The 24138-nt window shown below is 73.4% G+C and carries 15 protein-coding genes, 2 tRNA genes, 1 pseudogene and 1 riboswitch; of the genes and pseudogenes, 6 read left to right on the top strand and 12 right to left on the bottom strand.

What is annotated here, in order from left to right; genetic code table 11:
• Positions 1-5: 5 nt before the first annotated feature.
• Complete coding sequence (locus D3105_RS15655) at positions 6-1670, bottom strand: ATP-binding SpoIIE family protein phosphatase (protein ID WP_118903811.1); 1665 nt, start codon at positions 1668-1670, stop codon at positions 6-8.
• A gap of 289 nt (positions 1671-1959) precedes the next feature.
• On the bottom strand, positions 1960-3432 hold the full coding sequence (locus D3105_RS15650; protein WP_165891024.1) for an NAD(P)/FAD-dependent oxidoreductase: 1473 nt from the start codon (positions 3430-3432) through the stop codon (positions 1960-1962).
• Positions 3433-3775: 343 nt separating this feature from the next.
• Here D3105_RS15650 and D3105_RS15645 point away from each other — a divergent pair, with 343 nt between their 5' ends.
• Positions 3776-4696: a TetR/AcrR family transcriptional regulator gene (locus D3105_RS15645; RefSeq protein ID WP_118903809.1), complete on the top strand. Its 921-nt coding sequence runs from the start codon at positions 3776-3778 to the stop codon at positions 4694-4696.
• A 337-nt stretch (positions 4697-5033) separates the two neighbouring features.
• On the top strand, positions 5034-7028 hold the full coding sequence (locus tag D3105_RS15640; RefSeq protein ID WP_118903808.1) for a sigma-70 family RNA polymerase sigma factor: 1995 nt from the start codon (positions 5034-5036) through the stop codon (positions 7026-7028).
• 39 nt (positions 7029-7067) lie between these two features.
• On the opposite strand, the gene D3105_RS15635 is transcribed toward D3105_RS15640, so the two are convergent.
• A complete protein-coding gene (locus D3105_RS15635; RefSeq protein WP_118903807.1) occupies positions 7068-9179 on the bottom strand; it encodes an asparagine synthase-related protein in 2112 nt (703 codons plus the stop codon).
• An 854-nt stretch (positions 9180-10033) separates the two neighbouring features.
• Between D3105_RS15635 and D3105_RS15630 the strand changes: the two genes are divergently transcribed.
• From D3105_RS15630 to D3105_RS15615, 4 genes are all read left to right on the top strand, one after another.
• On the top strand, positions 10034-11611 hold the full coding sequence (locus D3105_RS15630; RefSeq protein ID WP_118903806.1) for a sporulation protein: 1578 nt from the start codon (positions 10034-10036) through the stop codon (positions 11609-11611).
• A gap of 113 nt (positions 11612-11724) precedes the next feature.
• On the top strand, positions 11725-12981 hold the full coding sequence (gene lhgO / locus D3105_RS15625; RefSeq protein WP_118903805.1) for an L-2-hydroxyglutarate oxidase: 1257 nt from the start codon (positions 11725-11727) through the stop codon (positions 12979-12981).
• Positions 12974-13906, top strand: a complete 933-nt coding sequence (trmB, locus tag D3105_RS15620; protein ID WP_118903804.1) for a tRNA (guanosine(46)-N7)-methyltransferase TrmB — start codon at positions 12974-12976, stop codon at positions 13904-13906. Before lhgO ends, trmB begins: the two co-directional genes overlap by 8 nt.
• A 74-nt stretch (positions 13907-13980) precedes the next feature.
• Positions 13981-15432 (top strand): PrsW family intramembrane metalloprotease, encoded by a 1452-nt coding sequence (locus D3105_RS15615; RefSeq protein ID WP_118903803.1) that lies wholly within the window; start codon positions 13981-13983, stop codon positions 15430-15432.
• On the opposite strand, the gene D3105_RS15610 is transcribed toward D3105_RS15615, so the two are convergent.
• The 9 genes and pseudogenes from D3105_RS15610 to D3105_RS34945 form a co-directional block, all read right to left on the bottom strand.
• Entirely contained in the window at positions 15413-16360 is a 948-nt protein-coding gene (locus D3105_RS15610; RefSeq protein ID WP_118903802.1) for an aldo/keto reductase, read from the bottom strand. The genes D3105_RS15615 and D3105_RS15610 overlap by 20 nt on opposite strands.
• A gap of 188 nt (positions 16361-16548) precedes the next feature.
• Positions 16549-17580 carry a M23 family metallopeptidase gene (locus D3105_RS15605; RefSeq protein WP_118903801.1) on the bottom strand — a complete coding sequence of 344 codons (1032 nt, stop codon included), beginning with the start codon at positions 17578-17580 and terminating at the stop codon, positions 16549-16551.
• A gap of 12 nt (positions 17581-17592) precedes the next feature.
• A riboswitch (cyclic di-AMP (ydaO/yuaA leader) is annotated at positions 17593-17744 on the bottom strand.
• A gap of 269 nt (positions 17745-18013) precedes the next feature.
• Complete coding sequence (locus tag D3105_RS15600) at positions 18014-19240, bottom strand: PP2C family protein-serine/threonine phosphatase (RefSeq protein WP_118903800.1); 1227 nt, start codon at positions 19238-19240, stop codon at positions 18014-18016.
• Between the two features lie 141 nt (positions 19241-19381).
• A complete protein-coding gene (locus tag D3105_RS15595; RefSeq protein ID WP_118903799.1) occupies positions 19382-20128 on the bottom strand; it encodes a MerR family transcriptional regulator in 747 nt (248 codons plus the stop codon).
• Positions 20129-20232: 104 nt separating this feature from the next.
• Positions 20233-20306: transfer RNA gene (locus tag D3105_RS15590), tRNA-Met, on the bottom strand.
• 102 nt (positions 20307-20408) lie between these two features.
• Positions 20409-20531 (bottom strand): hypothetical protein, encoded by a 123-nt coding sequence (locus tag D3105_RS36050; protein ID WP_425315741.1) that lies wholly within the window; start codon positions 20529-20531, stop codon positions 20409-20411.
• 801 nt (positions 20532-21332) lie between these two features.
• Positions 21333-21406 (bottom strand) — tRNA-Lys (locus D3105_RS15580).
• A 207-nt stretch (positions 21407-21613) separates the two neighbouring features.
• Positions 21614-23719 carry a DEAD/DEAH box helicase gene (locus D3105_RS15575; RefSeq protein ID WP_118903798.1) on the bottom strand — a complete coding sequence of 702 codons (2106 nt, stop codon included), beginning with the start codon at positions 23717-23719 and terminating at the stop codon, positions 21614-21616.
• Positions 23720-23958: 239 nt separating this feature from the next.
• Positions 23959-24138, bottom strand: a pseudogene (locus D3105_RS34945) (hypothetical protein); the annotation flags it as partial.

Genomic DNA, 24138 nt, shown 5'->3' with positions numbered 1-24138 from the left:
CTGTTTCACTGCGGCAGGGCGAACTCGCACCAGACCGCCTTTCCGCCGCCCGGTGTGCGCCGGCTCCCCCACGAGGTGGCGATCGAGGCGATGATCGAGATGCCGCGTCCCGCCTCGTCGGCAGGTTCGGCCTGGCGGCGGCGCGGCAGGTGGTCGTCGCCGTCGGTGACCTCGATGATCAGCCGTCGGTCCGTACGGCGCAGTCCCAGGCGCATCGGCGGGGTGCCGTGCTGGAGGGAGTTCGCGACGAGCTCGCTGGTGGCGAGGACGCCGAGGTCGCGGAGCTCGACGGGGAAGCGCCAGGAGGTCAGGACGCCGGTGGCGAAGGCGCGGGCGCGCGGGGCGGCCTCGATGCCGCCGAGGAGATCGAGCGCGGCGTTGTGGAACAGCTCCGCGTTGGCCCCCGTACGGGCGGGGTGCTGGACGACCAGGACCGCCACGTCGTCGTCGTGCTCGGCGGTCACGCCGAGGGAGCGGATCAGCCGGTCGCAGACCACCTGGGGTGATCCCTTGGCGCCGGAGAGGGCCCGGGCCAGGGAGGCGACGCCCTCGTCGATGTCCTCGCTCCGTCGTTCGACCAGGCCGTCCGTATAGAGGACGGCGGTGGAGCCGGGCGGCAGCGCGATGGTGCCCGAGGTGTGGACCCAGCCGCCGGTGCCGAGCGGGGGTCCTGTGGGGTCGGCGGCGCGGTGGACGGTGCCGTCCTCGTCGCGGACGAGGATCGGGAGGTGTCCGGCGGAGGCGTAGACGAGCTGCCCCTCGTTCGGATCGTGGACGGCGTAGACGCAGGTCGCGATCTGGCTGGCGTCGATCTCGGCGGCGAGGACGTCCAGCAGCTGGATCACCTCGTGCGGTGGGAGGTCGAGGCGGGCGTAGGCGCGGACGGCGGTGCGGAGCTGGCCCATCACGGCGGCGGCCCGGACCCCGCGGCCCATCACATCGCCGATGACGAGGGCGGTGCGGCCCGCGCCGAGGGTGATGACGTCGTACCAGTCGCCGCCGACCGCGGCGTCGGTGCCGCCGGGCTGGTAGGTGGCGGCGATGCGGAGGTCGTCGGGCTGTTCCAGCTCCTGCGGGAGCAGGGAGCGCTGGAGGGTGACGGCCGTTTCGCGGTGGCGGCGTTCGCTGGTGCGCAGGCGTTCGGCGGCTTCGGCGTGGTCGGTGACGTCGGCGGCGTAGACGAGGACGCCGTCCTCCCCGGCGATCGGGGTGCAGGTCACCGTGTAGGAGCCGCCCTCGGTGTTTCTGCGGGACTTGACCGTACGGGGGGTGCCGCTGCGCAGGACCTGGTCGAGCAGCGGGAGGACGCTGAGCCGGTCGAGTTCGGGCATGGCCTCGGCGGCGGGGACGCCGGACGGGCGGGGGCCGAACGCGGCCTCGTAGGCGTCGTTGACGTACGCGACGCGGTGGTCCGGGCCGTGCAGCAGGGCGACGGGGGCGGGCAGCCGGCCGAGGATCTCGCGGGCGGAGAGGTCGTCGAGGACGGGCCCGGGGAGGCCCTCCGCCGTCGCGGTGCCGGAAGACGCCGGGGCGTCGTCGTCCGGCTGGGCGGGCGTGCCCTCGGGCCGGGCGTACTCGGCTCGGGCGGCCGGCACGGAACTGCGGTCGTCCCGCGCCGCGGCTCGGCGCTGCGTTCCGGGAAGGCGGGCGCTCCAACGCGTGAAGTTCACGGTATTTCTGGCCTCGTGTGTCGGTCTGGTCCGCTCGGGCGGGCTGCTTCTTCTGCCGTTTCCTCGGCCGTGTTCGGGGCTCCGGGGGCCGTACCCCCGGGAAGGCGCAGCCGGGCCTCGTCGTGCTGGTGGTGCATCGCTGCTGGTCACTGATGGTCACTGCCGACCGGGTCACTCTGTGCAGGTGTGGGCCCACCTATGGTCACACGTCCAGTGTGACCGACCGTACTGACAGTCGCCGCCGGGCCGCCCGGTGAACGGTCCGTCAGCTGTCGGTCCGGCCGGCCCGTCAGCCCTCGGTCCGGCCGTCCCTCGGCGGTTTTCCGGCGTCCTGCGGCGGTTCTCCGGGGCCCTTCGGGCGGCTGGGGCCGGGCAGTCCCGGGGAGCCGGAACCGCCGCCGCCCGCCGCGAGTTCGAATTCGGCGCGGGGGTGCTCCAGCGAGCCGAGGGAGACGATCTCGCGCTTGAAGAGCCCGGACAGGGTCCATTCGGCAAGGACGCGTGCCTTCCGGTTGAACGTCGGTACCCGGCTGAGGTGGTACGTACGGTGCATCAGCCAGGCGGGGTAGCCCTTGAGCTTGCGGCCGTAGACGTGGGCGACGCCCTTGTGCAGGCCGAGAGAGGCGACCGAACCGGCGTACGTGTGGCGGTACTCGGTGAGCGGCTTGCCGTCGACGGAGGCGAGGACGTTGTCGGCGAGGACCTTCGCCTGGCGCACCGCGTGCTGGGCGTTGGGGGCGGTCTCGCGGCCGGGTTCGGAGGCGGTCAGGTCGGGTACGGCCGCGGCGTCGCCCGCGGCCCAGGCGTGCGGCATGTCTTCGACGCCGAGGGTGGCGGTGCAGCGGAGCCGACCGCGTTCGGTGAGCGGCAGGTCGGTGGCGGCGAGCAGGGGTGCCGGTTTGACGCCGGCGGTCCAGACGAGGGTGCGGGTGGGGAAGCGGGAGCCGTCGTTGAGGACGGCGACGCGGTCCTCACAGGTGTCGAGGCGGGTCTCCAGGCGGACGTCGATGTTCCGGCTGCGCAGCTCGCCGATGGCGTAGGTGCCCATGGCCTCGCCGACCTCGGGGAGGATGCGCCCGGAGGCCTCGACGAGGATCCATTTCAGGTCGGTCGGCTTGATGTTGTGGTAGTACCGGGCCGTGTAGCGGGCCATGTCCTCCAGTTCGGCCAGCGCCTCGACGCCCGCGTACCCGCCGCCGACGAAGACGAAGGTGAGAGCGGCGTCGCGGATCGCGGGGTCGCGGGTGGCGGAGGCGATGTCCATCTGTTCGATGACGTGGTTGCGCAGCCCGATGGCTTCCTCGACGGTCTTGAAACCGATGCCGAAGTCGGCGAGGCCGGGGACCGGCAGGGTGCGTGACACGGACCCGGGGGCGATGACGATCTCGTCGTACCCGATCTCCAGGGCCCCGGTGCCGTCCTCACCGGTGGCGAGGGTGGTGACGGTCGCGGTCCGTTTGGCGTGGTCGATGCGCTGCGCCTCGCCGATGACGATCGTGCAGTCCTTCAGGACCCGGCGCAGCGGCACGACGACATGGCGGGGCGAGATCGAGCCGGCGGCCGCTTCCGGGAGGAAGGGCTGGTACGTCATGTAGGGCTCGGGCGTGACGACCACGATCTCGGCGTCGCCGCTCTTCAGTCTCTGCTTCAGCTTCCGCTGGAGACGCAGCGCTGTGTACATCCCGACGTAGCCACCGCCGACGACGAGAATGCGCACACCTGGCCGGGTGCCGGGGGTCGTCCCCCGGGAATCTGGAGCCATCACCACCCCATGACGCAACGGAGTCAGTGGTTTGTCCACAGGCCCGGCAAATTGTGTGACCGGAGGACCGGCGGCGGCGCTCGGGCCCCGTCGGTGGTGGAAAGCGACAGCCGTGCAGGTCAGGCGCTACGCACGGGGTGAATGGAGGGGCGATGTTCCGGCGTCGATCGGACCGTGGTCCGATCGGGGGGCGCCCCATGCGGAACAACCCCCTTCTGAATTGACGCGGGCTCAACTATGTTCGTAACCCGTCGGGGTGCCGGGTGCGGATTTCGTATGGCTCCGCTCCCCGGCTGAAACGGCGGGAAGTCTCCGGGGGGAGACGTCATAACCGGGGGAAGTTATGCATATTCAGGATACTCATGGCCAGGCTGCGCTCTCGCGCGCTTCCGAGGACAAAGGACGCCTCGGCTCCGTGGGTGCGCTGGGCGTCATGAGCTCGGCCGATGCTGTTCGTTCCGCGGCCGCGGTGAGTGCGGCGGCGCTGGGTGCGGCCGCTGCCGGACCGGGCCCGAGCGGCGCGACGACCACGGGAACGGGGGCCGCGGGCGTGCCGCGCTCGGCCCCGCTGCGGGTCGACGCGCAGCGCAATCTGGAGCATGTGCTGCGGGCGGCCCGCGAGGTGTTCGGGGAGCTGGGTTACGGCGCCCCGATGGAGGATGTGGCCCGTCGCGCGCGCGTCGGCGTGGGCACCGTCTACCGGCGGTTCCCGAGCAAGGACGTGCTGGTGCGCCGGATAGCCGAGGAGGAGACCGCCCGGCTGACCGAGCAGGCGCGTACGGCGCTGGGGCAGGAGGAGAAGCCCTGGTCGGCGCTGTCCCGCTTCCTGCGTACGTCGGTGGCGTCGGGCGCGGGCAGGCTGCTGCCGCCGCAGGTGCTGCGGGTCGGGGTCGACGGTGAGGAGCAGCCGGGTGTGCCGGCGGCTTCGGCGCCGGACTCGGTGGACGAGACCCGGGTTCCGCAGCAGCGGCAGGGCGCGGGCCAGGACGACTTCCGCGTCGCCGGCCGACGCTCGGGCGGAGGCGGCGACGGGCTGGACGGCCTCGGCGAGGAGACCGGTGCGGTCGAGCTGCTGGAGGTCGTGGGGCGGCTGGTGGACCGGGCGCGGGAGTCCGGCGAGCTGCGCCGGGACGTGACGGTGGCCGATGTGCTGCTGGTCATCGCCACGGCGGCTCCTTCGCTGCCGGACGCCGCCCAGCAGGCCGCGGCTTCGGCCCGGTTGCTGGACATCCTGCTGGAGGGGCTGCGGTCGCGGCCGGTGTGATGGACGACCGGGGCCGCCGGCCCCGCTCGTCCCGGCCGGCCGGTCGGGGGATCGTCCGACCGGTCCGGCCGGGGGCTCGTCCGGCGGCATTCGGTGCGAGCGGCGGTTCGTGCGGCTCGCGCAGCTCGTGCGACCGCCTGCCCGTCCGGTCCGCCCTCGTCCGTACCGCTCGGACGAATCAACGGGGAGTGATTCCCCGAAAGAGGGCGCTCCAGTACTCATATTCGGGAAAACGCCCCGGATGAGTGGTTGGCGGGAGTGAGGGGCCAACACGATTGAGCCATGTGGCAGTCTTGGCCGGTATTCGGGTCCGAGGGTGTATACGGGGGCTTCCGCGATGAGCGGTAACGAGCAGCAGGAAGAGCCGCTCGGCGAGATCGCTGCGGCCGACGGGGACACGAAGGCGGACGGGCTGTCCGCCGGGCAGGTGCCGGTCCAGGCCGGGCGCGGCCCGTCTGGCGGCGAGGTCGAGGGCGGCACCGTCCTGCCCGGCCCGTGGCCCGCCGTCGCCGAGGAGGACGCGTCCGGCGAGGCGGCTGCGGGCGTCGGCCCGCACGCGGTTCCGCAGCAGCGCGCCGGTCGCAGCGGGGCCCCCGAGGCCGGTCTCTCCGACGCCCGGCTGATCGAGGACATGCGGGCGGGCGACGACCAGGCCTACGAGGAGCTGTTCCGGCGGCATTCGGGCGCCGTGCTCCGCTACGCCCGCAGCTGCTGCCGGGACGCGCACACCGCCGACGACCTGACGGCCGAGGTGTTCGCCCGCACGCTCCAGGCCGTACGGGGCGGGAAGGGGCCGACGGAAGCGGTCCGGGCCTATCTGATGACCGCCGTCCGCCATGTCGCCGCCGCCTGGACCAAGAGTGCCAAGCGGGAGCATCTGGTCGACGACTTCGCGGTGTTCGCCACGCAGGCGACCCGCTCCTCCGAGCTCTCCGACGACGACACCCTCGAACTCGGCGCCGACGTCCTGGCGATGCACGAGGCCGAGCAGACGATGGCGATGCAGGCGTTCCGGAGCCTCCCGGAGCGCTGGCAGGCGGTCCTGTGGCACACCACGGTGGAGGAGGAGTCGCCGAGCGAGATCGCCCCGCTGTTCGGCCTCACCGCCAACGCCACCGCCGTGCTGGCCAGCCGGGCCCGCGAAGGGCTCAAGCAGGCGTATCTCCAGGCCCACGTCAGCCAGGCGCTCACCACCGGCGGGGACTGCGCGCAGTACGCCGACCGGCTCGGCGCCCACGCCCGGGGAGGGCTGCGGACCCGGGCCGAGCGCGGGCTGCGCAAGCATCTCGACGAGTGCGCCCAGTGCCGGGTGGCCGCGGGCGAGCTGGACCATGTGAACGCGGGGATTCCGGCGCTGCTGCCCGTCGCGGTCATCGGCTGGTTCGCCGCCGGGTATTCGCTCAAGGCCGCGGGCATCGTGGCCGGCGGTGCGGCCGGGGCCGCCGGGGCGGGAGCCGCCGCCGCGGCCACCGGGCCCGGCTCCACCGGTGGGGCCGCGGGTGGAGCCGCTGCCTCCGAGGGGCTGGGCGCGCCTGCCAAGGCGGGGATCGCCGCCGCCGTGGCGGTGGCCGCCGCGGCCGGTCTGGTGTGGGCGCTCGTCGGCGACGACCAGCCGAAGCCGGAGCCCAAGCCGGTCGCCAAGCCCCCGGCCGTGGCGCCCGCGGTGCCGACGCCGGAGCCTCCGCCGTCCCCGAAGCCGGCGCCGAAGCCGCCCGCCGCGCCCGCTCCGCCCGCGCCCCCGGCGCCGGCCCCGTCCGAGCCGGCGCCCAAGCCCACGCCGAGCCCGACGCCCACGCCCGAGCCGCCGCCGAAGCCCGCGCCCCCGGCGCCGAGCCCGCCGCCGTCGCCGAAGCCGACGCCCAAGCCGCCGAAGCCCACACCGCCGCCGCCCGCGCCGGAGGTGTACCAGGTCAGCGAGTTGGCGTATTCGGTGTTCGGCGACCGGAGCGAGCCGGAAGTCGTGATGGGGCAGAGCAGTTGGGTCTGGCAGCGGTCGAACGTGTCGGTCGCCTCCACCCGCTACGCGCACGGGGTGACCGTGCACGCCCGCTCCTCGGTGACCATCCGGCTGAACCGGCCGTGCACGCGCTACGAGGCCATGGTCGGGGTGGACGACATGACGCTCGGGCTCGGGGCGGTGCGCTTCTCCGTGTTCAACGGGGACGGGGCCCGGCTGTGGCGCTCCCCGGTGATGGAGGGCGGTGAGCCCGCCGTCCCGGTGAGCGTGGGCATCGCGGGCCAGTCCTCGATCCGCCTCGTGGTGGAGCCGGAGGGGCCGATGGGCGGGGTGGCCCTGGCCGACTGGGCGGAGTCCCGGATCAGCTGCGCCTGATCCGTACGCGCGCCACGCTTCCTCTGCGGCGGGTTCCGGTCAGGGCTGGAGGGTGCGCCGGGCGGGGATCACTCCGCCCGCGACCGCGCGCTGGCGCGGGGCGGCCGTGCCCGTCCAGCAGGTGCCCCGGCGGGTCACCAGGCGGCGCAGCCACAGTTCGGTGGAGGCCAGGTCCGCCAGGCCGTCCAGAGGCAGCGGTTCGCCCTCGGAAGCGGCGCGCAGGGCCTTGCGGACCACCCGGGCCTCGACCAGGCCCGCGTCGGCCAGCAGCGGGGCGTCGAACAGGGCCATCAGCTCGGGCAGCGCGGTGCGCAGGCCGGTCCGGGTGACGGCGGTGGAGGTGGCCTGGGAGGGCGTGCCCCAGCCGGGCGGCAGATCGTGGATGCCCGCCCCGCCGAGCACCCGGCGCAGAATCGCGGCCCGTGCGCCGGGCTGGACGCGCAGCGACTCGGGCAGGGCGCGGGCCGCCCGGACGACCTGGTTGTCGAGGTACGGGGCGTGCAGCCGCTGGCTGCGGATCTCGGCGGCCTGTTCCAGGATCCGGTGGTCGGCGGCTCCCCGGGCGAGGGCGGCGCGGGCGCGGGCCTCGCCCGGGCGCTGGACGGAGGTGGGCCGGATCGCCGCTTCCTGGAGGCGAACCGATACTTCGGCCAGTGCCTCCCCGGTCAGCCACCGGGCCGCGGGTCCCGGGCGCGACCAGGCGAGGGCGGCGAGCGAGGCGTCGGCGGGGGTGGCGAGGTCGGGGGCGTGGCGGTTGGCGTCGGGGAGGAGGCCGGCGGCGGACTCCAGGCCGGTGCGGTACGACGTACGGGCCAGGCGGCGGGCGGCGCGGTAGACCGTCAGCGGGACGAACAGGGAGTGTGCCGTGGGGCCTTCGGCCTTGGTGAGGGCGGCGACGGGGCGCAGGAGGTGGCGTCTGCGCCGGTCCATCAGGAGGTCGGCGAGGCGGGCCGGGTGGGCGTCCAGTACCTGCCGGGCCCCGGTCCCGACGAGGTGGTCGGCGCTGCCCGCGGAGAGCCGGCGGCGGTGGCGTTCGGCGAGGACGAGGGAGGGGGCCGGTTCGTCGGTGAGCGCACCGGTCTCCAACGAGGCGTACGGCAGGGCCTCCTCACCCGCCGCGACGACCACGTGGTGCAGGCGCGGGTTGGCGGCGATGACGCGGGCCCGCTCCATCTCGCCCTCGTTGCCGCGGGTGGTGAGGTCGTTGAAGGTGACGGCGAGCAGCCGCTCCCCCGCGCCGGTGCCGTGGCCGAGGAGGGTGCCGGGCAGTCCGGGCAGTCCGGAGGCGAGCAGGGCGAGGGTGGCGGACGCGCTGCCTCCGGAGAGGTCGGCGCCGATGCCCGCGACGGGTCCGCCCCGGGCGGCGCGCCGGTCGGCGGGGCCCATGCCGGGGACGGGCCCCGGGTCCTGCGGCATGCTCTGCGGCGCGTGGCGGGGGGCCGTGAGCCGGGCGCGTACGGCTTCGACGAGCGCGTCCCGTACGCCCTCCACCGCGTGCACCGGGTCGGCCTGGGGTGCGGCGACGGCGAGCGAGGCGACGGCCTCGTACCCGGTGATCTCCCGCGAGCCCTCGCGCAGGATCAGCGCGTGGCCCGGCGGGACCCGCCGCACGCCCTCGTAGGGCGTGCCGTCGCCGAGGGCCTCGGGGGTCTCCGGGCAGGCGAGCAGGGCGGCGAGGTGCCCGATGTCGAGCTGGGCCTCGATGAGGTCGGCGAGCGGCAGGGCGGCGGTGGCGTAGGCGGTGCCGCCCGCCCAGGGGGTGTGGAAGACGGGCCGGGCCCCGGCGAGGTCGCCCGCGACGGTGATGCGGCGGCCGATCTGGACGACGGCGGTGTAACTGCCTGGCCAGGCGGTGAGATGGCGCATCGCGCCGCCGCGTGCGGAGAGCAGCCCGACGCGGAGCTGTTCGTCGGTGGCGCCGCAGCAGCCGAGCACCGCGAGGCGTGCGGTGGGAGCTCCTTCGGGGGTGGCGACGCCGATGACGCGGATCTCGTCGGGGCGCCAGTCGCCGACCGCCCACAGCGGATCCGGGTCGCCCCACAGGAGTTGGGAGCCCACCGGGTGGACCGTGCGCCCCTCACCGCCGTTTCCGACGGCGCCGACGGTGCCGAAGCTCGCGGCGATACTGCTCCATCCCACCAACCAACGCATCGCCGCCTCCACAGGCTGTGGACAAACGGCGTACGAGGTGAACGGAAACGCCGCTGCGGGACATGCTGCCACGACAACGCCGCAGGAGAGGGTGTACGGGTAGCGCACGCCGGAAGAGCATGCGCCCCTGGCAAAGGCCCGACGCGGCCTTCACCGCGGCGACAGCAACGGAACTGCCGGTTCCGGGAGTTGTGGAGGCCGGGCCGTGTGCTCCCCGCGCCGCCCCGGCCCGCTCCCCGGAAAGGGGAGGGGCCGGCGCCGCCCGGAAACAGCGGCGATATCCGGCCATAGTCGGACCGTTGGCCAGACCCTCACCGAACCGTCGCTATTCGGCCATTCTCTCGAAGTGCCGCCCTGCACGCATACCGCGCCGCGCCCCCCCCTGGCGACCCCTCCACGCACAGTCCGGGAGGTGGGCCTCACCTCCCGGACCGGTCCGCCGCCCGCGGGGAATGGAGCGGCGGTTTCCCCCAGCCCACTGAGTCCAGTGCAGCGGGCCGACCCACGCAGGACTCAGCCAAGCGCCACGCGACGGGACGGGCCAGAGCGCACGGCCGGGCGCACGGCCACACACCGGGAGCACGCCGCACCCCGGCCCGCACCCCCCGCCCCGAACACCCGGACCGCCCGCACGGACAACAATCCCGCCATCCGGACGTCTGCCCCTTAACGGTAGGGATAGGGAGAACTACGCTGTGTTTACTGGTGTTCTCGACAGGGGGCATATTCCTCGGGGCTCGGCCACATGCGTGTGCAGGCGGAGTACGAGGGTTCGAACCTGGGGAGGCATCGGTACGAATGCCGCGCGCCGTCCTCGGTGACGCGGCGGCCGTCTGTGTGTCGAGGGGTGGCGCATGTCCAGGGAGCAACGCGGGCCGAACGAGAAGCTCGGCACGGTTCTCGCCCTCGCGGGAATCAGTAACGCCGGGCTCGCCCGGCGGGTCAACGACCTCGGAGCACAGCGCGGTCTGACACTTCGCTACGACAAGACCTCGGTGGCCCGGTGGGTCGCCAAGGGGATGGTGCCGCAGGGCGCGGCGCCGCATCTCATCGCGGCGGCGATCGGGGCCAAGCTCGGCCGCCCGGTGCCGCTGCACGAGATCGGCCTCGCCGACGCGGACCCGGCCCCGGAGGTCGGTCTCGCCTTCCCCCGGGACGTGGGCGAGGCGGTCCGGTCGGCGACCGAGCTGTACCGGCTGGATCTGGCCGGGCGGCGGGGCGGCGGCGGGATCTGGCAGTCCCTGGCGGGATCCTTCTCGGTGAGCGCCTACGCGACCCCCGCTTCCCGCTGGCTGATAACCCCCGCCGACCCGTCGGTGGCCCGGGACCCGACGGCGGCGCAGGCGGCGATCCTCGGTCCACGCGGTGGCGGGTCCGAAGGCCCCGGCACGTCCGGAGCGCACGGGCCGGGGACCGCACCGGACGCCCGGGGCGCACACATCCTCCACACCCCCGGCACGGCCGGCTCCGTCCCCGTACAGCCGGGACCCGATTCGGCGGCGGACGCCTCTCCGCTGCGGGTCGGCCACAGCGATGTGTCGAAGCTGCGCGAGGCGGCCCAGGACGCCCGGCGCTGGGACTCCAAGTACGGCGGCGGCGACTGGCGTTCCTCCATGGTTCCCGAGTGCTTACGCGTCGACGCCGCTCCCCTGCTCCTCGGCTCGTACACCGACGAGGTCGGACGGGCCCTGTTCGGCGCCTCCGCCGAGCTGACCCGGCTGGCCGGCTGGATGGCCTTCGACACCGGTCAGCAGGAGGCCGCCCAGCGCTACTACATCCAGGCCCTGCGGCTGGCCCGGGCCGCCGCCGACGTACCGCTCGGCGGCTATGTCCTCGCCTCCATGTCCCTCCAGGCGACCTACCGCGGCTTCGCCGACGAGGGCGTCGACCTCGCCCAGGCCGCCGTCGAGCGCAACCGGGGTCTCGCCACCGCCCGCACCATGAGCTTCTTCCGTCTTGTGGAGGCCCGCGCCCATGCGAAGGCCGGCGACGCACCGGCCGCGGGGGCCGCGCTCAAGGGCGCGGAGAGCTGGCTGGAGCGGTCCCGGGCGGGCGACGCCGACCCGTCCTGGCTCGGCTTCTACGGCTACGACCGGTTCGCCGCCGACGCCGCAGAGTGCTACCGGGACCTGAAGGCCCCCCGCCAGGTGCGGCGCTTCACCGAGCAGGCGCTGTCCCGGCCGACCGAGGAGTTCGTCCGCAGCCACGGACTGCGGCTCGTCGTCTCCGCCGTCGCCGAGCTGGAGTCGGGCAACCTGGACGCCGCCTGCGCCGCGGGCACCCGGGCGGTGGAGGTCGCCGGCCGGATCTCCTCGGCCCGCACCACGGAGTACGTGCGCGATCTGCTGCACCGCCTGGAGCCGTACGGGGACGAGCCCCGCGTCGCGGAGCTGCGCGAGCGGGCCCGCCCGCTGCTGGTCACCCAGGCCTGAGCCGGACGCACACTCCGGCGGGTGCCGGGCGGAGTGTGCGCCACGCCCTGCCCATCTCGGGTTTGAGCCGGTTGTCAGTGGGTCAGTGCACTATCGGGGTGGGAGGTGGCGTGATGATGACGCACGCGGCGTACGACTGCGATGTGCTGGTGATCGGCGGCGGGATCGTCGGTCTGTCGACCGCGTATGCGCTGACCCGGGCGGCCCCGGGCACCCGGGTCACGGTCCTGGAGAAGGAGCGCGGCCCGGCCCGCCACCAGACCGGCCGCAACAGCGGCGTGATCCACAGCGGCATCTACTACCGCCCCGGCTCCCTCAAGGCGCGGTACGCGCTGCGCGGCTCGGCGGAGCTCGCGGACTTCTGCGCGGAGCACTCCATCGCGCACGCCACCACCGGAAAGCTGATCGTCGCCACCGAGCGCTCCGAGCTGCCCCGGCTGCACGCCCTGGTGCAGCGCGGCCGTGAGCACGGGCTGCCGGTGCGGGAGCTGGGCCCGGCCCAGATCGCGGAGCACGAACCGGAGGTCCGGGGCCTGGCGGCGATCCGGGTCGGCACGACGGGTGTCTGCGACTTCACCGCCGTGGCCACCCGCTTCGCGACCGAGGTCACGGCGGCCGGCGGCATCGTGCGGTACGGGGCGGAGGTCACCGCGATAGACCGGCGCCCCTGGGGCGTCGCGGTGCGCACAGCGGACGGCCTGGTCGTCCGGGCCCGGGTGCTGGTCAACTGCGCGGGGCTCCACTGCGACCGGGTGGCCCGCCTCGCCGGGGACGACCCGGGGGTGCGGATCGTGCCGTTCCGGGGTGAGTATTTCGCGCTGGCCCGCCCCGAGCTGGTGCGCGGTCTGGTCTACCCGGTGCCGGACCCGGCGTTCCCCTTCCTCGGTGTCCATCTCACCCGGGGCTTCGACGGCTCCGTCCACGTCGGGCCGAACGCCGTCCCCGCCCTGGCCCGCGAGGGATACAGCTGGCCGCAGGTCCGCCCCGCCGAACTGCTGTCCACGCTGAGCTGGCCGGGCACCTGGCAGATCGCCCGCCGCCACTGGCGGTACGGGGCGGGCGAGGTGCACCGCTCGCTGTCCCGGTCCGCGTTCACCCGGGCCGTCCAGCGGCTGCTGCCCGCCGTCACCGAGGACGATCTGCGCCCGTCGCCCGCCGGGGTGCGGGCCCAGGCGGTGCTGAAGGACGGCACGCTGGTCGACGACTTCCTGATCCGCGAGGCCCCGCACACCGTGCACGTGCTCAACGCCCCGTCGCCCGCGGCGACGGCGTGCCTGCCCATCGGACGGGAGGTGGCGCGGCTCGCGCTGCGCCGGGCTCGGGGGACGGGGTGGAAGCCGCCCGCCGTAGAATCCGGTCATTGTGTCTGAGCAGCCCCTGAACCCCACCCCCGCCGGATCCCACGACGGGACGCCGACCGGCGAGACGCCGACCGGCCCCGCGCGGACCGGCTCCACGGCGGCCGACGCGCTCGCCGACGCCACCGCCGAGGAAGCCACGACCGCCGACGCCACGGCCGACGAAGCCGCCGCGCTGCGGGCCGCCTCCTTCGAGCGTGCGCGCCGGCTGCGCATGGAGCCCCGCTTCCCCGGCGGTCCCGCCGCCGACCCTGCCGGTTCGCACCACGAGCGCCGGATCCGCAGCTTCCAGCCGCGCCGCAGCCGGGTCACGACCGGCCAGCAGGAGTCCCTGGAGCGGCTGTGGCCGAAGTGGGGCCTGGACATCGACGGCAAGCGCGTCCTCGATCTGGCCGAGCTGTTCGACGGGCTGCCCGTGGTCCTGGAGATCGGCTTCGGCATGGGCGAGGCGACCGCGCAGATGGCGGCCGACGACCCGGGCACCGGCATCCTCGCGGTCGACGTCCACACCCCCGGCCAGGGCAATCTGCTGGGCCTCGCGGAGAAGGCGGGCTCGACGAACGTACGGGTGGCCAACGGCGACGCCGTCATCCTGCTGCGCGAGATGCTGGCGCCCGAGTCCCTCGACGGCCTGCGGGTCTACTTCCCCGACCCGTGGCCCAAGGCCCGGCACCACAAGCGGCGCCTCATCCAGCCCGAATTCCTGGACCTGGTCGCCCCGGTCCTCAAGCCGGGCGCGATCGTCCACTGCGCCACGGACTGGGAGCCGTACGCCGAGCAGATGCTGGAGGTGCTCACCGCGCACCCCCGCTTCGAGAACACCGCGGCCGACGGCGGATACGCCCCGCGTCCCGCGTTCCGGCCGCTCACCCGCTTCGAGGGCCAGGGCCTGGACAAGGGGCACGTCGTCCACGACCTGCTGTTCGCCCGCGTCTGACGTACCGGCCGGCGGCCGGGCGATGGCCGGATGCGCCGTCGCCGGGTGTCAGTGCTCCTCGTTAGGGTCAAGAGGTGTCCGACCCCTCCGTGCAGCAACAGCAGGCGCACCCGGCCGTCCCGGTCCTCCACGAGCAGCGGCTCGACGAGGTCCTGGGCGCGGCGCCGGAGCGTGGCCGGGCGCGTTACCGGCCGCGCCGCGTCGGCATGGTGTGGCGCAGCAAGGCGTTCCGCGCCGGGGCCGTGATCGTGGCGCTCCTGCTGTGCGGTCTGGTGATCCTCGCGCTCGTCCGCGAACAGACCGGGCCTGAGGGGTTTCTGGTCGGCCTCGGCCTGGCGGTGCTCCCGGTGCCGCTGCTGATGGCCGCCTTCCGCTGGCTGGACCGGGTCGAGCCGGGGCCCTGGCGGAATCTGATCTTCTCCTTCGCCTGGGGCGCGTGCGCCGCCGCGCTCGTCGCGATCATCGCCAACTCCTTCGCGACGCGCTGGATAGCCACCGCGACGGCCGACCCGGCGAGCGCCGACACCCTGGGGGCGACGGTGATCGCCCCCGTCGTCGAGGAGAGCGCGAAGGCGGCGGCCGTGCTGCTGATCTTCCTGTTCCGCAGACGGGAGTTCAGCGGGGTGGTGGACGGCATCGTCGTCGCCGGCTTCACTGCGACGGGCTTCGCGTTCACCGAGAACATCCTCTATCTGGGCAACGCCTTCGGCGAGGACCAGCAGCTCGGCAGCTCCGGGTTCGCCTCGGTGACGGCGGGGACGTTCTTCGTGCGGATCGTCATGTCCCCGTTCGCGCACCCCCTGTTCACGGTCCTCACCGGCCTCGGCTTCGGCTTCGCGGCCGTCAGCGCCCGCCGCCACCGGGTCCGCCGGATCGCCCTGCCGGTGCTGGGGCTGCTGCTGGCGATGGGGCTGCACGCTTTGTGGAACGGCTCGTCGGCCTTCGGCCCGTACGGCTTCTACGCGGTGTACGGGATCGTCATGGTCCCGGCGTTCGCCCTGGTGACCTGGCTGGCGATCTGGTCGCGCCAGCGGGAGCTGCGGACGCTCGCCGCCGAGCTGCCCGCTTATGCGGCGGCCGGCTGGCTCACCCCCGCCGAGCCGGCGGCGCTCTCCTCCATGCGGGCCCGGGGCATGGCCCGCGACCTGGCCCGCCACTGGCAGCAGGACCGGACCCGGGGCCGGGCGGCGGCCCGCGCGGTCGCGGAGTACGAGTCGTTCGCGACGTCGCTCGCGGGGCTGCGCCGCCGGGCCCGCCACGGCGCGGTGGGCCCGGACTTCGGCGCCCGGGAGCGGGAGTTGCTGCACCACCTGTGGCAGCGCCGGGACGTCGCGGCCCCGGCCCTGACCCACGCGGCCCGCCTCACGTCCCACCGGGGCCCGCACCACGGCCGCCACGCCCGCCCCGGACACCACGCGCCGATGCCGTACGGCCACGGGTACGGGCAGCCGTACGGACAGCCGCAGCCGTACGGATACGGGTACGGGTACGGCGACCCCGGCTCCGTCAGGCCGACGCCTCGGTGAGCAGCGCGAGTTCCCGGTCCGTCAGCCGCAGGTCGGCGACCGCGACGAGGGCGGGGAGCTGTTCGACCGTACGGGCGGAGGCGATCGGCGCGGCGACGGTCGGCTGTGCGGCGAGCCAGGCGAGGGCCACCGTCGCGATCTCGGCGTTCCGCTCCCCGGCCACCTGGTCGAGGGCGGCCAGCACCTTGCGGCCCTGCGTCGACTCCAGGTGCCCGCCCGCCTTCGCGGAGCGCGCGCTCTGAACCGTCGTACCGGGGCGGTACTTGCCGGTGAGGAAGCCGGAGGCGAGCGCGTAGTACGGGACGGCGGCGAGGCCCGCGCCGGCCGCGGTGTCCTGGAGGGCGCCCTCGTACGTGGAGCGGGAGACCAGGTTGTAGTGCGGCTGGAGCGCTACGTACCGGGCGAGGCCCTCGCGCTCGGAGAAGGCGAGGGAGGCCGCGAGGCGCTCGGGGCTGATGTTGGAGGCGGCGATGTGGCGCACCTTGCCGTCCTTCACCAGCTGGTCGAGAGCGGTGATGATCTCCTCGACCGGGACGGTCTCGTCGTCGAAGTGCGTGTAGTAGAGGTCGATGTGGTCGGTGCCGAGCCGGCGCAGCGACGCCTCGGCCGCACCCTTGAGGGTGCCGGCGGCCAGGCCCCGGAAGTCGGGGTGGGCGCCGGCCTTGGTGGCGACGACGATGTCGGACCGGTTACCGCGGGAGGCAAGCCACTTGCCGATGACGGTCTCCGACTCGCCGCCGTGGTTGCCCTCGACCCAGGAGGAGTACGCGTCGGCGGTGTCGATGAAGTTGCCGCCGGCCGCGACGTACGCGTCCAGGACGGCGAAGGACTGGTCCTCGTTCGCCGTCCAGCCGAAGACGTTGCCGCCGAGGGCGAGGGGGAAGACCTGGAGGTCGGAGGTGCCGAGGGGGGTGCGCGCGGAAGTCATGTGAGGGTTCAACGGGCTGGGCGGGGAGCGGTATTCCGCCGCGTACTCCATCCGGGCCCGTCGCCCCTCCTCCCGGACAGACCGGCAGCCCTGACGTCGGGGGGTGTGCGTCAGGGCTGCCGGGGTTTCGGGGGTGGGCCGCCGGAGAAGGGCGGCCCGGGGCCGGCGGCGCGCGCCGGCCCGGGGGCTCAGACCGAGAGGCCCTTGCTGTTCAGCCAGGCCATCGGGTCCATCGCGGAGCCGCCCGCGGTGCGGACCTCCATGTGGAGGTGGACGCCGGTCACGTTGCCGGTGGCGCCCATGCGGCCGATGGTCTCGCCGGTGGTGACCTTCTGGCCGACCGAGACGTCGATCGAGGACTGGTGGGCGTACCAGATCTCCGTGCCGTCATCGAGCTGGAGCACCGTGCGGTAGCCGTACGAACCGGACCAGCCGGCCGACGTGATCGTGCCGCTGTGCACGGCCTTGAGCGGCGAACCGGCCGCACCGGCGAAGTCGAGGCCGGTGTGCTGGCCGGAGGACCACATCGCGCCGGACTGACCGTAGGTCGAGCTGATCGTGTACGAGGAGGCCGGCAGGGAGAAGCTGGCGGCGAGTTTGGCGAGACGCTCCTCCTCCGCCTTCTTCTTCGCCGCTTCCTCCGCCGCCTTCTTCTTCGCGGCGGCTTCGGCCTCGGCCTCGTCCTGTTGCTTCTTGGCCTCGTCCGCCGCCTTCTCGGCCGCGGCCTTCTCGGCTGCCGCCTTGGCCTCGGCGTCGGCGCTGGCCTGCTGCTGCTCGGCCTGCTGGAGGATCCGGGCGCGCAGCGCCTCGCCGGCGTCGGTGCCCTGCTCGGCCTCGGCGCTGGTGAGCCCAGCGGTGGTGAGCGGCGCGGCCGCGGCGACCGGGGCGGCCTCGGCGTCGTCGGACATGAAGGACCCGACGCCGGGAAGGGACTTGGCGTCGGGGAGGTTGTCCGCGATGGAATCGGGAAGAGAGATGGAGACGGGTGCCTTGTCCTGAGCGGTGGCCATGCCACCCGCTCCGACGGCCGCTATGACGCCGACCCCGAGGACGGTGGAGCTACGGGCCAGACCACGCTGCTTGGCGACGCGGTGCCTGCCGCGCACGGGCCGGATGGAATCCTCGGTGGGATTCCACTCCCCCACGGACCGCTCGGCACCACCGTAGCTGTCGGTGCTGAAGGGTGACGGGGCCTCAGGGGCAGGCTTGTTGGACGCCACGTGGGCGCACTCCTTTCCTTCCTTCTCGCCTACCGGGTTAGCTGACGGGTTCGGAGCAGGAAGGTCTCCTACGGGCCCCTCCGTCTCTCACGAGACGCAGGCGTCCGATTCACCCCATGTAGGTGGTTCCCCGGTTCCCTTGCGGGATTCGGCGCTCGCGCGCGGTGCCGTCCCTGACGACGGCTGTGACGACCGCACTGCGTTATCGAACGTTAATAGACACACGGGCCCGATTCCAAGCTGTTCCTGTTGATCATTAACGAGCGAGGGCCGGAGATACAGGGCACAAGCGGGTGGAATCGGGCGACTTGACCAGGGCTCAGCCACACGACTTTTTCTGACGGTGTATCACATGTTATGCGGAGTGATGCGCTTCGATCACGCACCGTGTCATCGCTACGCGTTCAGCGCGCCGACAGGCAGCCGCGCCACGTCAACGGGCCGCGTCCTCGTCCCCTCGGCCCACGATCTTCACCGTCGTCCGGCGCACGGGCTGCCCCTCCGCCGGTCGGCCGACCGCGATCAGCGCCATGTCGTCCGTGGCACGCCCGCCGGTGTGCAGCCGTACGTCATCGGTCAGCGCCGACAGCAGCTCCTCCGGCCCCGGGAAGATCCGGCCGCGCAGCCGGGCCGCCGGATCATAGAAGACCCCGTTCGCGCCCCGGGCCTCGGACAGGCCGTCCGTGAAGGCGAGGAGCGTCGCCCCGGGAGGCATCACCCACTCGTCGGCGCGGTCCGGCCACACCCCGAGGTCCATCCCCAGCGGCAGGGCGGGCACCGAGGGCGCCAGCACCTCCAGAGCCCCGTCCGCGTGGAGCAGGATCGGCTCGGGGTGGCCGCGGTTGACCAGGCGGACCGTGGCCGCCCCCGGCGGGATCTCGGCCAGTACGGCGGTGATGACCCCCTCCATGGCGTCCAGCCCGTACTGCCGCGTCCCCTCCCGGGCCAGCGCCCGCTCCAGCCGCTGGGCCACCCCCTCCAGCGAACGCTCCTGCTCGGCGGCCTCCCGGAACGCGCCGATGATCACCGCCACCGCCCCGACGGCATCCAGCCCCTTGCCGCGGACGTCGCCGACCACGACGCGGACGCCGTACGGGGTGTCCGCGACGGCGTACAGGTCGCCGCCCACGAACTCGTCCGCCTGCGCCGCCTCGTACCGTGCGGCCACCTGGAGTCCGCCGATCCGCTCGGCGGGCGTCGGCAGCACCGCCCGCATGGCGGTCTCCGCGACGGCGCGGGCCGAGGCCAGCTGCTCGTTGCCGCGCCGCACGACGCCGTTGATGACGAGGGCCAGCACCGAGCCCGTGAGCACGGTGGTCATCTCGATGACCGGGACCACCTGGGTGGACGTCCCGTCGGAGATCCGCATCACGATGACGGAGATGACCGCGGCGATCCCGGTCCGGACGGTCCGGGAGAGCGAGAAGAACGGGGCGGCGATCAGCGGGGCCGCGACGAAGAGCGGGACGGCGGTGAAGTTGGGCGGAGCCAGCGCGTCGAACAGCAGTCCGCCCAGGATCAGCAGGGCGGGCAGCATCCGGATGAACCGTCCGGTGCCCCGGCCGCCGCCGAATGTCAGCTCCCCCTCCCGGGAACCGAACACCGCACGGCCCACGGCGTCCATGCTCCCCGCCGTTCCGCTGCGCCGTCCCTCGGCCATCCCCACCTGTGCACTCCTGCCCGGTCCACCCACGGCTGCGGACGGTACCGCGCCCTGTCCAGGCTTCCCGGAGCCGCGCCGAGCGGCGACCGGGCATCGGCCGAATAGGGGGAAGAAGCGGTGCGGCCCGGCCGACCGTGGTCAGTCGGAGAGCCGGTGCTGCGCGTAGACCGTCAGTGCGTCCCGTACGAAGGCGGCGGTGCCGTCCCCGTAGCGATCGTAGTTCCTTCCGAAGCGCGGGTCCGCGACATACATCTCCCCGAGCCCGATCACGTACGAACGGCTGGGCTCCTTGGCCGAGGACAGCCAGGCGCAGTGCCGTCGCGCGAGGTCCTGCGCCTCGGGCCCGTCGGCGGCGAGCCCGGCCTCCCTGGCCCGCCCCCAGTCGCGCGCGATGGCCTCGTGCTCGTCCTGGAACGCCTTCTTCTCCGCGTCCCCGAGCGAACGCCACCAGCGGTCGCCCTCCTCGTACGCGTCCCGGCCCCAGCGCTCAGTGACCTCCTCCTCGTGGGCGGTGTGGTCGAATCCGTCGAACACCTCAGCAGCCATGAGTTCCATCCCCTCCTGGGTCTTGTGGAGCGTGGTCCGCACCGAGGCGATCTGCCGTCCGATGCGCGCCTGCTCCTGTTCGAGCAGCCGCAGATGCGCCCGCAGCGCCACCGCCGTGTCCCGCTGCCCCTCCAGTACGTCCTTGATGGCGGGCAGCGAGAGCCCGAGCTTGCGCAGCAGCAGGATGCGCTGCAGCCGGACGAGGGCGTCCTGGTCGTAGTAGCGGTAGCCGTTGCTCCCGATCCGGCTCGGCGCGAGGAGACCGAGGTCCCCGTAGTGCCGGAGCGTGCGGCTCGTGATGCCGGCCTGGCGGGCGATTTCCTGAATGGACCACTCCATGCCGGAAACGCTAGATCTTTACGCTGCGTCAAGGTCAACCCGGAAAAAGCCGGGGAACGACTCGGGCCCGGCACGCTGTCTGCGTGCCGGGCCCGGATCTTCAGTAGCGGGGACAGGATTTGAACCTGCGACCTCTGGGTTATGAGCCCAGCGAGCTACCGAGCTGCTCCACCCCGCGTCGGTAAACACAACTGTACGGCATTCCCGACGCGTCTTTGACCAGGGACGGCCGAGGCATCAGCTCCGGCACTCCCGGACCGGGAGATGGCAGGGGTCGGGCTCAGCTCTGGTTGAGCGGCAGGGCGACGTGGAGGGAGACCCGGTCGTTGGTGGTGTCGATGTCGAACAGCGAGGTCGCCGTCTCGGCGTTGAGGTCGTTGTTCGTGTACGCGGCGCCGGTCACCCCGAGCGCCCTGGACGGCGGCGTCGTGGGGTTGGTCAGCGGGGTTCCGGCGGTGGTGGTGCGCGGGGCCGCGGCGTCGTCGATGGTGTGCCCGGAGGTTCTGGCCGGTGTCGGAGATGACGCTGGCCCTGCCCGGGTGCCGGACCCGGGAGGGCGCGTCGGTGTCGAACCGCACCAGCCGTTGATCCGTCGTCAGGCCGATGACGGACAGCCCGTGGTCCGCGGCCCGCTCCTGCCCGTCGCCTCCCGGCACCCCGTTCGCCGTCGGATCTGCCGGATCTTCCGATCCGGGGGTGGAACGGCTGGGGTCCGTCGTGGTGATGCCGTCCGCGTCTATCCGCAGTGACCAGGGGCTGGTGGCCGGAACGGACCGATGGTGCCGCTGCCAGGCCCGCGTTCGCCTGATGAGCCACTGCCCGTACAAGATGGCCAGCGGTTTGGTCGAGGCGGCGAGCCACGCGAACGAACGATGTCAGGGCCAGAACGAAGAAGGCCACCCAGTGCCGCATCCCCGGCTTGTGGCGTCGGTAGGTCACATAGCTGGCCCTCCCGGGGTGGTGTCGGCGGCGGCGACACCGGAACGGAGTCGTTCCACTCGCTCATGGACCACCGAGGCAGAGACTGTCGTGACGGCCACGTCACGGTGCAGGTCACGGTCGCGCGCGGACCACACCTCGCCCATGCCGCCCCGGCCCGACCGCTCACACACGAGGCCGGTAAACGACGAAGCGCTCCGGCCGGCCGAAGCCGTTCGGAGCGCTGAGTAGCAGGTCAGAGGAGGTTTCCTCGCCCTGCTGCCGGTAGGCCGTGTGGGACTCGAACCCACAACCAACGGATTAAAAGTCCGCTGCTCTGACCAATTGAGCTAACGGCCCCTGCAACATCACCCCCCGAGCATAGCCCGCCCGGCCCCGGCAGCCGATCCGGTATCGGTCTTGGGCCCGTCGCGGGTGCTGGGAGGCGGTTCCGACGGGGTCGGGAACAGCAACAGGGCCCGTACGTCACCGAGTCGGTTCGGTGGCGTACGGGCCCTGCCGGTCTGTCAGGCGGACCTGCTCGGCCGGGTGCCGGCCGGGCCGGGGTCAGCCGTTGCGCTTCCAGCGCGGCTTGTCGTCGCGGCGGCCGAACGAGCCGGTGTTGGTTCCGGTGTTGGCGCCACGGTGGTCGTCACGGCGGCCGGTCGGGCGGTCGCTGCCGCCGGAGCGGAAGCCACCGGACGGGCGGTCGTCGCGACGGTCGCGGTTGAACGGGCGGTCGCTGCCGCCGGAGCGGTAACCGCCGGAGGGGCGGTCGTCGCGGCGGTCGCGGTTGAACGAGGGGCGGTCGTCGCGGCGCTCGAAGGAGCGGCCGCCACGGTCGTCACGACGGTCGTTGCCACCGGAGCGGAAGCCACCGGAGGGGCGGTCGTCACGGCGGTCGCGGAACGACGGACGGTCGTTGTCACGACGCTCGAAGGAACGGCCACCACGGTCGTCACGACGGTCGTTGCCACCGGAGCGGAAGCCACCGGAGGGGCGGTCGTCACGGCGGTCGTTGCCGCGGTAGCCGCCACGGTCGCCACCGCGGTTGTCGCGGCGCTCGTAGTTGCCCCGCTCGTCGCGGCGCTGCTCGTCGCGGGCGGCCGGCTGCTCCGGGACGGAGATGGCGGCCACGAGTGCGGCCTCCGCCTCGGCGGTGACCTCGGCCACCGCGGCCTCCGGGTCGTCGCCCCGCTCGCGGGCGGCACGGGCGACCAGGCGGTCGGCCTCCTCGCGCAGCTCGACGGCGCGGCGCTGGACGCGCTCCAGCTGCTTCGTCAGGTCGGCGGCCTCGCGCTCGGCCTGCTTGGCGGCGTTGTTCGCGGAGTCGGCCTGGACCTCGGTGAGCGAACGGGCACCGGTGATCTCGGCGACCTCCGGCTCGAAGACGCCCGCGCCCTGGACGATGTGGCGCGAGGCGTCGACGCCCGCGTCCTCCATCAGGCGGAAGATCTGGCGGCGCTGGTGCGGGAGCGCCAGCGAGACGACGACACCGGACTTGCCGGCGCGGGCGGTACGGCCCGAGCGGTGCAGGTAGTCCTTGTGGTCACCGGCCGGGTCCACGTTCAGGACCAGGTCGATGCCGTCGACGTGGATACCGCGGGCGGCGACGTCGGTCGCGACGAGCGCGTTGACGTAGCCCTTCTTGAAGTCCTCCAGGACCCGCGTACGGGCGCCCTGGGTCATGCCGCCGTGCAGCGCGTCGGCCTTCACGCCGGACTCGATGAGCTGCTCGGCGATGCGGTCGGCGCCCAGCTGGGTGCGGACGAAGATGATGGTGCGGCCCTTGCGGGCGGCGATGGCGGCCGTGACCGGCGCCTTGTCCTTCGGCTTCACGACGAGGACGTGGTGCGACATGGTCGTGACGTTGCCCTGGGCGCTGTCGACCTCGTGCGTGACCGGGTTGGAGAGGTACCGCTTGACCAGCGTGCCGATCTCGTTCTCCATGGTGGCGGAGAAGAGCATCCGCTGACCGCCGGCCGGGACCTGGTCGAGCAGCTCGGTGACCTCGGGCAGGAAGCCCAGGTCCGACATCTGGTCGGCCTCGTCGAGGACGGCGACCTGGACGTCCTCCAGGGAGCAGGCGCCGCGGTTGATGATGTCGCGCAGGCGGCCCGGGGTGGCGACGAGGACGTCGACGCCACGCTCCAGGGCATAGATCTGGTTGCCCATCGACGTACCGCCGCAGACGACCTTCATCTTCAGGCCGAGCACGTCGCCGTACGGCTGGAGGGCGTCCGCGACCTGCATCGCGAGCTCACGGGTCGGGGTGAGGATGACCGCGCGGGGCTTCTTCTTCTCGGTGCGGCCACCGACCAGCGCGGCCAGGGCGGGCAGACCGAAGGAGAGGGTCTTGCCGGAGCCCGTACGGCCACGGCCGAGGATGTCCTTGCCGGCCAGGGCGTCCGGGATGGTCGCCGCCTGGATCGGGAAGGGGGTGGTGACGCCGTTCTGCGCGAGCTTGCGGACGATGCCCTCGGGCAGGCCCAGGTCGCCGAAGGTGACGGTCGGCTCGGCGGAGGCCTCGGACGCCTCGGCCTCGGGGGCCTCAGCAGCCTCGGGGACCTCGTCGGTCTTCTCGGCGGCCGGGGCGGTCGCACCGGCGGGGGCCTCGGTCACGGCGGACTCGACCAGCTCGGCGAGCTCGGCGTTGTCGACGTTCTCGGGCATGACGGTGCGGTCAGAACTGGAAATTGACATGCGAAATGCGAAACCTTCCGGAGTCTCGGCACGCGCCCATAACTCCGTGATTCGCAATTTCGACCGCCTCAATGCGGTCCAGCCACGGCAAGGGAGAGTACGCGCCACACGGCGCTCTTCTGTGTCGGCGCCGGGCAATGGGATCAAACGATCTACCACCATACGCACTCCCACCCACCTTGCGCAAATCACCCTCGCTGTGACCCCGGCTACACCGGCCCCACCTGCGGCGATGCCTCCGGCGTCCGCAGTGGCCCGACCGGCTCCGGCCCACCCCTCGCATGGGCCCGGAGCTGCGCGGCGGGCGAGGCGGAGGGAGGCGGCTCCGGCGGATCGGTGGGCTCCGGCTCGGGGTCCGGGTCCGGGGCGGGCGTGGGGTGGGCCGGAGC

This window comes from Streptomyces globisporus (assembly GCF_003501885.1).
GTDB classification, from domain to species: Bacteria; Actinomycetota; Actinomycetes; order Streptomycetales; family Streptomycetaceae; genus Streptomyces; species Streptomyces globisporus_D.
The sequence above is the reverse complement of the archived record's forward strand: the minus strand, read 5'-3'. Positions and strand labels throughout refer to the sequence as shown.